This window comes from Leptospira vanthielii serovar Holland str. Waz Holland = ATCC 700522 (genome assembly GCF_000332455.1).
In the GTDB taxonomy this organism is placed as follows: Bacteria; Spirochaetota; Leptospiria; order Leptospirales; family Leptospiraceae; genus Leptospira_A; species Leptospira_A vanthielii.
Map to the genome: position 1 here is coordinate 1 of NZ_AOGY02000019.1, position 2,336 is coordinate 2,336.

A 2,336-nucleotide genomic window follows, 5' to 3' on the forward strand; every position below is an offset into this window, starting at 1 on the left:
ACGCCACGAATAATTTCAATTAGGAGCCATATCAGCATTAAATTTTGTGGCAAATATATCTATACATAAAGAAAAAAGAGAACCCATCAATGTAAATTCAATTATATATTCAACTTTACTACAATGCGGAGCTTCACATATAAATATTCATGATACACCAAAAAACCGTATTGTAACTGACTTTCCTAGCACTAAGATATCATTAATTAACGAAACTAGTTCTAAAACAAAAGAATCAATTATTTCAAATTTATTTTTACATTATTTACCAAAAGATTACTCATCCAACGAAAAATACAAAAAAATTAAAAATCTTGAATTCTATCTAGAAAACATTCTCTTCGCCGCTCAAACTAATACTAGCGTAATTAATATGTTTAACTTTCCAAACATTAATCAGTGTAAAGAATTATTGCCAGCCGAATTATATTATACAATTTCAAATCTATTATCGTTAATTGAAACATCACCTCAAAAACTTCCTTTTCCAAAACAGGAAATCGATTCGACACATATTAAAAATTTTGAAACTATTATTGAAAGTAACTTGTTTACTTCATACTGTGAAAGTCACATCGAATTGGAATCTAAATCAATCGAATACAACACTGCTATTGATAATTTGAAATTAAAAAGCAAGAACCTATACTATAATAACATTGACAGTCTACGTTTAAAGCGAATGGCGGTTTCTGTCTTACCTATTACAGAAAAAATTATTGGAACAATATTTGGGAAAATTCCTGGAGCAGTTTCAAAATTCATTACAAAAATTTTAATTGAATATCTAAAATCTGAAAAAAGAATTGTTATCTATCAATTAGATGGTTTATTCGAAACCATTGTAAAAGACTCTATTGCATACAATATAAGTAAAAAATAAAGTACGGCGCATAACAGCGACTTACCGCTACGCTTCGGCACAAGGCCTCGCTCGGCCTCCGGCAAATTCCCCTTCTGGCATTCGCCTTGCGTTCGCAAGCTACATGCCAGTCCCTAACGTCCCGCTGGGACTCAGGGTCGGGGAACTTCGGTAAGTCTAGTTCGTTATACGACATGCTTGGAAATAAACTTTTAAATTTCAAATTTCTTTGATAATAATAAGGTAGGAAATCCAAAAAAGTCAGCTATTAAGTGACTGCATTAAATTAATAAATCCGACGATTTTCTTTAATATTACTTGACGCTAGTATCCCAACACACCAGTATTTAGCTGTGATACAATCCTTCAGAGACAAAGAAACTGAAGCTATATGGAATGGTGCTCTATCTAAAAAATTTCCAAAGGATATTCAAAGAACTGCTAGAAGGAAAATGATCCACATTGATAGTGCTAAAAATCTAGATGATTTAAAAACACCACCAGGTAACAGACTTCATCAACTTTCTGATGACCGAGCCGGACAACATTCAATAAGTATCAATATGAAATATAGAATCTGTTTTAATTGGAATAACGGTTCTGTCGAAAATGTTGAAATTGTAGATTATCATTAAGGAGATTCTGTATGAATAAAGAACTTATGAACATTCATCCTGGGGAAATTCTCTTAGAAGACTTTCTTAAACCTATGGAATTATCAGCTTATAAACTTGCACAAAGCACTCTTATCGATCAAAAAAGAATTAGTGAAATTATTCATGGTAAAAGAGCAATTACTGCAGATACAGCACTTAGATTCTCTAAATTCTTCGGAAATTCTCCTGAGTTCTGGCTTTCTATTCAAGCTCATTATGATTTAGAAATTAAACAATATGAATTGAAAAATGAGTTAAGAGCAATTAGGAAATATAAAGAACTAAAAGCGAGTTAAACCCAAGCACGTCGTATAACAGCAACTAACCGCTTCGCTTCGGGACGAGCCCTCGCTTGGGCTGCGCCACATTCCTCTCCGTCACGCTTCTCGCTCCGCAAGAAGTCGCGCCGACGCTAACGCCTCCTTCAGAGGCTCAGCTACGAGGAACGTCGTCTCCACTTGTTCGTTATGCGAAAATTTTCGGGCGCTTTTATTTTAATAAATTGCGAGCGTCCATGCTCGCTAAAAAGGCAAAAAAAGTTGTTGTTACCAATTCGGGAACATGTGCTTATTGATTTGTGAGGGTTATTTCTAGAAAAATACTGAGAGATTTCTACTCTATTCCCAAATACTCCGACTCCAAAATTCCGATAGAAGTTTGGTTTAAAGAAACTTCGAAAGCTTTCTGGAAATCTCCCTCAGATGTTAAGGAAAAATACAGAAATGCTAGTTTCCTTAAGGATAATAGAATCGTTTTCAATATACATGGAAACAAATACAGATTGATTGTGAAGGTTCACTATAATCTACAAACTGTAT

At 34.0% G+C, this 2,336-nt stretch carries 4 protein-coding genes; all 4 read left to right on the forward strand.

Going from position 1 to position 2,336, the window contains the following annotated elements; all coding sequences use genetic code 11:
• Positions 1 to 46 precede the first annotated feature (46 nt).
• On the forward strand, positions 47 to 883 hold the full coding sequence (locus tag LEP1GSC199_RS03780; RefSeq protein ID WP_002977663.1) for a hypothetical protein: 837 nt from the start codon (positions 47 to 49) through the stop codon (positions 881 to 883).
• A 332-nt stretch (positions 884 to 1,215) separates the two neighbouring features.
• A complete protein-coding gene (locus tag LEP1GSC199_RS03785; RefSeq protein ID WP_002977662.1) occupies positions 1,216 to 1,497 on the forward strand; it encodes a type II toxin-antitoxin system RelE/ParE family toxin in 282 nt (93 codons plus the stop codon).
• Positions 1,498 to 1,508: 11 nt separating this feature from the next.
• Positions 1,509 to 1,814, forward strand: a complete 306-nt coding sequence (locus LEP1GSC199_RS03790; RefSeq protein ID WP_002977661.1) for a HigA family addiction module antitoxin — start codon at positions 1,509 to 1,511, stop codon at positions 1,812 to 1,814.
• Positions 1,815 to 2,095: 281 nt separating this feature from the next.
• Positions 2,096 to 2,336, forward strand: a 241-nt coding sequence (locus LEP1GSC199_RS20690) for a type II toxin-antitoxin system HigB family toxin (RefSeq protein WP_083901915.1), incomplete at its 3' end; no start/stop codon positions are given.